The organism is Nonomuraea turkmeniaca (genome assembly GCF_005889735.1).
Classification (GTDB): Bacteria; Actinomycetota; Actinomycetes; order Streptosporangiales; family Streptosporangiaceae; genus Nonomuraea; species Nonomuraea turkmeniaca.
Window position 1 is genome coordinate 19,380 of sequence record NZ_VCKY01000144.1, and the last position, 7,930, is coordinate 27,309.

The following is a 7,930-nucleotide window of genomic DNA, read 5'->3' on the forward strand; positions in this document are numbered from 1 at the left end:
ATCACGCTCCCCGTGAAGAGGCCCCCCGTGCCCCGTTTTATACCGGCTCAACGGAGGGTCCGGCCGCTTAAGTTCCTTTAGCTCGGGGGGACCCCTGACTTGTCCCTGATTCAACCCTGTGTCGCCTGCAATCCGCTTAAAGGATCTCTTAGCGTTGCCGATATGGGACGTATTTTTCTGATCATCGCGGCGGTCGTCGCCGCACTCGTACTGCTCGGCCCGCTCGTGGGGTTCGCGCTCACGCTCCTCAAATGGGGCCTCATCATCGGCGCCGTGGCTTTCGGCGTCATGCTCCTGTCGAAGCGGGTCAAGAGGACATAGCTTCCTGAGGGATCGCCAGGCATAGTTGGGTGATGGAGGCGCGGCCGGCGGTTGACGATGCCGCGCTCGGGCGCGAGGCCATGGCCGTGCTCGAGGCGAACTGGACGGGCACTGGCACCGTGCCCGCCCCAGGTCTCTATCCGCACCAATGGAGCTGGGACTCCGCGTTCGTCGTCATCGGCCTGGCCAGGCACTGGCCGGACCGGGCCCGTGACGAGCTGCTCAGCCTGCTGCGCGGGCAGTGGGCGACGGGGATGGTGCCGCACATCGTCTTCCACACGCGGGAGGCGTACTTCCCGGGGCCCTCCGTGTGGCGCTCGCAGGAGCACGAGGCCGCGCCGCACGTGCTCACCTCGGGACTGACCGCGCCACCGCTGCACGGGCTGGCGCTGTGGTGGCTCTACCAGCACACCGGCGACGAGGCGTTCGTCAGGAACACGTACCAGGCGCTGGTCGCCCAGCACGACTACCTCGCCTCGGCCCGCGACCTCGGCGGAGCGGGGCTGGCCGCGATCGTGCATCCGTGGGAGTCGGGCATGGACGACAGTCCGGCCTGGGACGAGCCGCTGGCCGCGCTACCCGTGATCAGGTACGGCTACCGCCACGTCGAGCTCGACGAGCGCCACCCCGACAGTGACCACGACCGGTACGTCTGGCTCGCCATGCGCTACCGGGACGCCGGATACAGCCCTGGCTACCTGCGTGACGAGCACCCGTTCGCGGTCGAGGACCCGATGTTCAACGGGATCTGGCTGGCCTCCTGCGAGGCCATGGCGGAGCTGGCGCCGCTCGCGCGCGCCGACCCCACACCCCACGTCGAGCAGGCCGCGCGCATCAGGCAGGCCATGATCGAGCGCCTGTGGGACGGCTGCTTCTACGCCAGGGACCTGCGGGCCGGCCGGCTGATCAGGGTGTCCACGGTGGGTGGGTTCGGGCCGCTGCTCGACCCCTTGCTGCCCAGCGAGCACCTGCAGGCCGCCGTCGAGATCCTGGAGTCCGCCAGGTTCATGGGCGCCACCGGATACCCGGTGCCGAGCTGCGAGATCCGCGCCGCCCAGTTCGACCGCACCCGCTACTGGCGCGGGCCCTCGTGGGTGAACACCAACTGGCTGCTGCGCCGGGCCGCGGCCGTGCACTCGCTCGACCACCTGACCCAGCAGCTCACCAACGGCACGCTGCGGCTGGTCAGGCAGGCCGGCTTCCGCGAGTGCTTCGACCCCTTCGACGGCAGCGGGCGCGGCTGCCGCGACTTCTCCTGGAGCGCGGCGCTCACCCTCGACCTGCTCGCCGATACCGTGGTCGAATGAGCTTCTTCCGCCGCCTGCCCGCCGACGTGCGCACATCGCTGACCACCGAGCCGGGGGAGCGGGTGCTGACGTTCGCCACCGGTCAGTCCGGCGGCTACCTGGTGGCCACGAACCTCGCCCTCTACCTGCCCGACGGGACGCGGGTGCCGTACGAGACGATCGACAAGGCGTCGTGGAGCGAGGAGGGGCTGAGCATCATCACCATGGACGGCGGGTCGTACGCCGAGCGCATGGACGAGCCGCGCATGCTGCCCGAGACCATCCGCGAACGCGTCAACTCCACGATCGTGGTGAACAAGCACGTCAAGCTGCCCGGCCGGGGCGGCGTGCGGCTGGTGGCCAGGCGCCGGCCCGGCGGCGAGGTGCTCGGCTGGACCCTCGTCTTCGACGAGGGCCTCGACCCCGAGGACCCCGGCCTGCGCGCGCAGGCCGAGCAGGCCCTGGAAGGGGTACGACGCAGCATGGGCGTGTGACCTCGCACACACCCATGCCGCCCTCTCAGTACGGGATCCCGCTCTCGCGGGCGGCCTTCCTCTCCACACCGGCGGCCGCGGCGGCTTCCTCGTCCGGCCAGCCGGTGCCGCCGTCGTGCTTGTGGGCGTCACGGTTCAGGAACGGGATCCTGTGCTGCAGCGTGTCGCCCATCCTGGACCTGGCCAGACCCGCGTACTTCGAGGCCTGCGCGCCGACCACACCCGCGGCCTCCTGGACCCGGGGGTTGTCGGCCACGCGCTGCGCCGTGCGCTTGATCTGTTCGTACCGCTCGCGTCCGGCCCGGCTGCCCAGCACGTAGCCGATCGCCAGGCCCGCAGCGAATGTCATCCGATATCGCATTTCGCACCTCCGCTGTCTCCGGGCCTACCCCGCTCACGATGCGACACGCACTCCCGGAGTGCGCTAATCTATTCCTGCGCACGACGAAGGGGCCGAAAGCTCTGGTGATCAGCGCAGACGCAGTCGATCCCGCGTAGCTCAACGGCAGAGCAGCCGGCTGTTAACCGGCAGGTTATAGGTTCGAGTCCTATCGCGGGAGCTGTTAGAGCTGAGGGACGCACGACTCAGGCCCCTTCCTTGATCAAGGAAGGGGCCTGAGTCGTTCCGGCCTCATGGCATGCCGTCGGCGCGCTCCACTTCATTGCCGGTGCAGGCGGTCAGGAGACGACAAGCAAGCACGACATACCGGCGGTATACCGCCGGTGCCTAGGATCTCCCGTCAAGGATCATGCAGGGGGGCGCCAGGTGCGGTTTGTTGGATGCGCGCTGCTGTTGGTGGCGGCGTTGATCGGCCCGGCGAGCCCGGCAAGCGCCGCGACGCTGCCGGGGAAGAAGGCGAACTACGTCGTCTCGTTCGGATCGCTGAGCCCGAAATCCGGGAGTAACTGGGTGCGCCTGGGCACGTACAGGTTCACTACCGACGGGAGGGTGCGCAGCGACACCTGGGCATGGGGTCAGACCGCACCGGCTGGTCGCGTCGGCACGGGCACCATTCCGAAGGGAAATTGCTCGGGCACCAAAGACACCGTCAGGCCATGTGAGATAAAGACCGTCAACGGATTTCTGTCCGCCGCGCCCGAGGCCAGAACAGGGTCCTTCACCCTGCACGCCGACACCGCCGGACGCCAATATGTCAACATCGCCTGGAATCAGACCGCCTGGCGCACCGAGGAATGGTGGGTCGACAGCGCCCCCGACGGGACGTACGCACGTCTGACCTTCAAGTACTCCGGCAAGCTCACACACGGTCACGGTTACGGCAGCAACGCCGGTCTCGCGACGCGGCGGGCGATGGAGACGGTGTTGAATTCTGACGCGGAGCTCACCATGACCTACCACCGCGCGACCAAGGGAGCCGTCAAGTACGTCGAGAGAAACTGGAACATGAGCCAGTACGTCCGGTGCACCACCAGCACGTGGTGCCTGGCCTACAAAACCCCGCAGACGACCAACTGCAATTGCGCGGCGCCCTACGACAAAGATCACAGCCTGCAGAACTACATCCAGGCGCTGAGCGGCAAGGATCGTCGCGACACCCACTGGCACTGGTGCAGTTGCCTCGCAAAGGGCAGCGAATGCTACAAGGGCAACTCCCACGTTTACCCGTTGCTGCAGATCATCGACGACAACGGTGGATGGCGCGGCTGGGTGGGCGTCGAGGCTTCCTTCTATCCGTACACCGACCAGGCCGATCCTCGCTCGCATGACATGCTCTCGGTCTTCCGAGTCACCGAGTGGGCGTGAGAGCCACCGTCCCGGCCGCGCCGGCATCGCGGAGACGATGGACGCCTACCGCCGCCTCTTCTCGGGCCGAGACGATCTCCGGCGTGGAGCCATTGGCACGCTCCTGATCGCCAAGGTCACGGAACCGGGCCGTGGCGTCGGGGTGGCGCGCCTTGTCGCGCCACCGCCGAATGTCGGTGGCAGCCCTCGCCGGGCTTGCCATATTCACGGCCACGGGCGCAGTGTCGGGAGCGGCGCACGCCGATTCCCAGTACAAGTCCAGCGCGGGCGCAGTCTCGGTAGCGGCGCACGCCGATCGCTGGTACAAGGCCAAGGGAAGGTTCAAGACCAAATCGAGCTGCCTGGCCAACGGAAAGACGTACTACAACACTTATAAGTGCGTGCGAGCCATTCCCATCATCCCCAAGGGATACTGGCTCTACTACAAGCGCGAACCGCTGTGAATTCTCAATCACGGCAGCCGTGACTGACTGAGAGGCAGGGCGGTTCGAGCCTATCGCGCGAGCCACCGTTCAAGGCCCTTCCCCATCCGGGGAGGGCCTTGAGTTGTTTATGGGGATCATAGATCGCTGAAGATCCCTTCGGGTGTCTTAAGCGCTGCTTCAGGCGCGGCGTACGACCCTCCAGGTGTTCGCAATCACCTCGGGGAGGGAGATCCCAATGTTGAAGCGGCGCCTCGCGATCGCCGGGACCGCGGCCGTGCTCGGACTGGCGGGCATGGCAGGGACCGCGCTGGCCGACGACCGGGTGCACCAGGGGCCGGGCTACGGCGGCCCGGGTACGGTGCACGCTGAGCCGGCCTTCGTCGGTGGCAAGCTGACGTGCTGGGTCGGCGGCGGCAAGGCCGTGAAGTTCTCCAAGGCCAAGGTCGCCGAGCTCATCGACGAGAAGGTCATCGAGCCGGGGGACGCCTGGGACATCGCCGCGGACGGCGTCACGGTCGTCCCCGCGGACCGGCTGTGGATCAGCGTTCCCGGCAAGGAACTGCCGCGCAAGGTCGTCGGCAAGCGCTGGCATGAGCGCCGCGTCGTCCACCTCACGTGCGTGTGGGACGAGTTCGCGGCGAAGTAGCCCGTCGTGCCCCCCGCACCCATCGGGGGGCATGTCCGCATTTCACGCTTTGTGACGCGACGAGCACATGATTTTTCATTTGGGGGGACAAAGGCGGGTGGCGCGGGCAGGATGGAGGCTCCGGTCCTCTGGGGCCGGAGCCGCGGGAAGGTCGAGACGGGGGCGAGGAAAGGGCGCCGCCGCCAAGGACGTGCCGCCGAACCCGGAACCGGCGGGGCGATCCGCTGATGGAGAAGTGCTGGTTGCCGCGTGCGTACCTGGATCACGTCCCTGCGTCCCTTCGACGCGCCCGCCGTACGATCATGGCTGGAGCGCACCACCGACCTGCGCGAGGCGGAGCGCTTCATCAAGCTCTACCACGCCGAGAACCCGTCCGCCGGCGGCCTGCACGCCCGGCTGCGCGACGTCGGCAGGGACGTCGCCCGTACGGGCACCTACACGCACACGTTCGAGGAGCTCGAGTTCGGCGCGCGGGTGGCCTGGCGCAACAGCAGCCGCTGCATCGGCCGGCTCTACTGGCGCTCGCTGCGGGTACGCGACCGCCGGGACGTGCGCACCGCGGAGGGCGTGGCCCTCGAATGCGTCTCCCACCTGCGTGAGGCCACCGGAAACGGCAAGATCAGGCCCACCGTCACCGTGCTGCCGCCCGACACCCCCGCCTTGCCCGGCACCCGCATACTGAACGACCAGCTCGTCCGCTACGCCGGGCATCGGGAACGCGACGGCCGGATCGTCGGCGACCCCAAGAACGCCGAGCTCACCGACCTGGCCAAATCGCTGGGGTGGCGCGGCGGCACCGGCGGCCGGTTCGACGTGCTGCCGGTGATCATCCAGCCGGGGCTCGGCGATCCGCTCCTGTGCAACCTGCCCGGCGACGCCGTTCTGGAGGTGCCGCTCGTGCACCCCGAGTACCCGTGGTTCGCGGAGCTGGGGCTGCGCTGGCACGCCGTGCCGGCCATCTCGGACATGTGCCTGGAGATCGGCGGCATCTGTTACCCGTGCGCGCCCTTCAACGGCTGGTACATGGGCACCGAGATCGGTGCGCGCAACCTCGCCGACGCCGACAGGTACGACCAGCTCGCGGTGGTGGCCGAAAGGCTCGGCCTGGACACCTCCACCGAGCGCTCGCTCTGGCGCGACCACGCGCTGGTGGAGCTGAACGTGGCGGTGCTCCATTCGTTCGAGCGGGCCGGGGTGACGATGACCGATCACCACACCGAGTCGCGGCGCTTCCTCACCCATCTGGAGAAGGAGGAGAAGGCGGGGCGGGTCTGCCCGGCCGACTGGTCGTGGATCGTGCCGCCGCTGTCCGGCAGCGCCACGCCCGTCTTCCACCGCTACTACGACACCAGCGTTCTCACGCCGGCCTTCGTCCACCACCGTTAGCCGCCATTGCTGATGGCGGATGGCCGTTTCCGCACATGCCGCTTCGTCGCAGGCCGGCCGGCGTGCAGGAGGAGGGCTAACCGCCGGCCGTCAGCCGCTCGCGTAGCGCGGTCAGGTCGACTGCGCTCAGATGGGTGTGCAGGCCATGGAGACCGTCGAGCGTGGCGAGAACGGCTTCGCGCGCGGTGGCGCCCGTCCTGGCCAGGTACGCCTGCACGCGCAGGTCGTCGTCGGGCTGGCCGAGCTTGGCGTAGAGCGGGCGCAGGCGGGCCGCCGGCCGCTCGTAGTCGGCCACGATGTCCGGCACGCCGACCCCGGCCAGCGTGAGCAGGAGCATCGTGATCAGGCCGGTGCGGTCGCGTCCTGCCACGCAGTGCACCAGCACCCCGCCCGGAGGCGCCTGCGCGATCGTCCGCAGCACGCGGGCGCACCGCTCCGGGTGGCGCTCCAGGAAGGCGCGGAGGTAGAGCGGGGTGCCGCCGTGCTCGTGGGGCTCGCCGGGCTCGTGCAGCGGCACGTCGATCACGTCCATGCCCGCTGGGCGGTGGCCGTCGCCCGCCCGGTGCTCGCCCGGGGTGCGCAGGTCCACGATCGTCCGCACGCCGTGGGCCGCTGCCGCCGCCCAGCCCGCCTCGGTCAGCCGGTCGGGCGTGTCGGAGCGGACCACGGCTCCCCAGCGGGTACGCCGCCCGCCGGCGGCCGGTAAGCCGCCCAGATCCCTGACGTTGTGGCAGCCGTCCCAGGCGAGGTCTCGGTCCATGGGGACACGGTACTTGCCGTTCCGGGCTAGAACATGGTTCGGTTGGGGCATGGCGGAACTCGTGCTCTCAGCTGTCGACCAGGGTGTGCTCACGCTGACCTTCAACCGTCCCGACACGCTCAACGCCTGGACGGACGCGATGGGGCGGCGCTACTTCGACCTGCTCGCGGAGGCGGAGCAAGACCCCGCGGTACGGGCCGTGGTGGTCACGGGCGCGGGCAAGGGCTTCTGCTCCGGAGCCGACTTCAAGACCCTGAACGCCATCCAGACCGGCTCGTACGACGAGACCCCCGATCCGCGGCCCAACACCTTCCCCACGACCATCGGCAAGCCGATCATCGCGGCGGTCAACGGGGCCTGCGCGGGGCTCGGCATGGTGCATGCCCTGGTCTGCGACCTGGTCTTCACGGCCGAATCCGCCAAATGGACCACGGCCTTCCCGCGGCGCGGGCTCATCGCCGAGTACGGGCTGTCATGGGTGCTGCCGCGGATCATGGGGCAGCAGCGGGCGATGGACGTGCTGCTGTCGGGCCGGGTGTTCACCGGGCGGGAGGCGTACGAGCTGGGGCTGGTCAACCGGGTGGTGCCGGGGGACGGGGTCGTCGAGGAGGCGCGGGCGTACGCGCGGGAGCTGGCCGTGCACAGCTCGCCGGCGTCCATGGCGGTGATCAAGCGGCAGGTGTGGCGTGATTGGGACGTCACGCTCGAGGAGTCGGCCAAGGTGGCCGTCCAGGAGATGGTCGCCTCCTTCGGCCGGCCGGACTTCGCGGAGGGCGTCGCGAGCTTCCTGGAACGCCGGCCCCCGAACTTCCCGCCGCTCTGAGCGCCTCTCGGTCCCCGGCCCCGC

The 7,930-nt window shown here is 69.1% G+C and carries 10 protein-coding genes and 1 tRNA gene; 9 read left to right on the forward strand and 2 right to left on the reverse strand.

Annotated elements, in window-relative coordinates; all coding sequences use genetic code 11:
• Positions 1–162: 162 nt before the first annotated feature.
• The 3 genes from ETD86_RS55655 to ETD86_RS34085 are packed head-to-tail and all read left to right on the forward strand — an operon-like array spanning position 163 to position 2,101.
• A complete protein-coding gene (locus tag ETD86_RS55655) occupies positions 163–321 on the forward strand; it encodes a hypothetical protein (protein ID WP_170223418.1) in 159 nt (52 codons plus the stop codon).
• Positions 322–353: 32 nt separating this feature from the next.
• Positions 354–1,628 (forward strand): amylo-alpha-1,6-glucosidase, encoded by a 1,275-nt coding sequence (locus ETD86_RS34080; RefSeq protein WP_170223419.1) that lies wholly within the window; start codon positions 354–356, stop codon positions 1,626–1,628.
• On the forward strand, positions 1,625–2,101 hold the full coding sequence (locus ETD86_RS34085; RefSeq protein WP_138670760.1) for a hypothetical protein: 477 nt from the start codon (positions 1,625–1,627) through the stop codon (positions 2,099–2,101). Before ETD86_RS34080 ends, ETD86_RS34085 begins: the two co-directional genes overlap by 4 nt.
• A 25-nt stretch (positions 2,102–2,126) precedes the next feature.
• Here ETD86_RS34085 and ETD86_RS34090 read toward each other — a convergent pair whose 3' ends face one another.
• Entirely contained in the window at positions 2,127–2,462 is a 336-nt protein-coding gene (locus ETD86_RS34090; protein WP_138670761.1) for a YtxH domain-containing protein, read from the reverse strand.
• A gap of 127 nt (positions 2,463–2,589) precedes the next feature.
• Between ETD86_RS34090 and ETD86_RS34095 the strand changes: the two genes are divergently transcribed.
• From ETD86_RS34095 to ETD86_RS34115, 5 genes are all read left to right on the forward strand, one after another.
• Positions 2,590–2,661 (forward strand) — tRNA-Asn (locus ETD86_RS34095).
• Between the two features lie 236 nt (positions 2,662–2,897).
• Positions 2,898–3,866, forward strand: a complete 969-nt coding sequence (locus ETD86_RS34100) for a hypothetical protein (RefSeq protein ID WP_170223420.1) — start codon at positions 2,898–2,900, stop codon at positions 3,864–3,866.
• A gap of 131 nt (positions 3,867–3,997) precedes the next feature.
• On the forward strand, positions 3,998–4,309 hold the full coding sequence (locus tag ETD86_RS34105) for a hypothetical protein (protein WP_138670763.1): 312 nt from the start codon (positions 3,998–4,000) through the stop codon (positions 4,307–4,309).
• 217 nt (positions 4,310–4,526) lie between these two features.
• Positions 4,527–4,937 (forward strand): hypothetical protein, encoded by a 411-nt coding sequence (locus ETD86_RS34110; protein WP_138670764.1) that lies wholly within the window; start codon positions 4,527–4,529, stop codon positions 4,935–4,937.
• 249 nt (positions 4,938–5,186) lie between these two features.
• Positions 5,187–6,323: a nitric oxide synthase oxygenase gene (locus ETD86_RS34115; protein WP_138670765.1), complete on the forward strand. Its 1,137-nt coding sequence runs from the start codon at positions 5,187–5,189 to the stop codon at positions 6,321–6,323.
• Positions 6,324–6,399: 76 nt separating this feature from the next.
• Here the strand turns inward: ETD86_RS34115 and ETD86_RS34120 are convergent, their stop codons facing one another.
• Positions 6,400–7,083, reverse strand: a complete 684-nt coding sequence (locus ETD86_RS34120; protein ID WP_138670766.1) for a tyrosine-protein phosphatase — start codon at positions 7,081–7,083, stop codon at positions 6,400–6,402.
• Positions 7,084–7,132: 49 nt separating this feature from the next.
• On the opposite strand from ETD86_RS34120, the gene ETD86_RS34125 reads away from it, so the two are divergent.
• Positions 7,133–7,906 (forward strand): enoyl-CoA hydratase-related protein, encoded by a 774-nt coding sequence (locus ETD86_RS34125; RefSeq protein WP_138670767.1) that lies wholly within the window; start codon positions 7,133–7,135, stop codon positions 7,904–7,906.
• Positions 7,907–7,930: the final 24 nt, after the last annotated feature.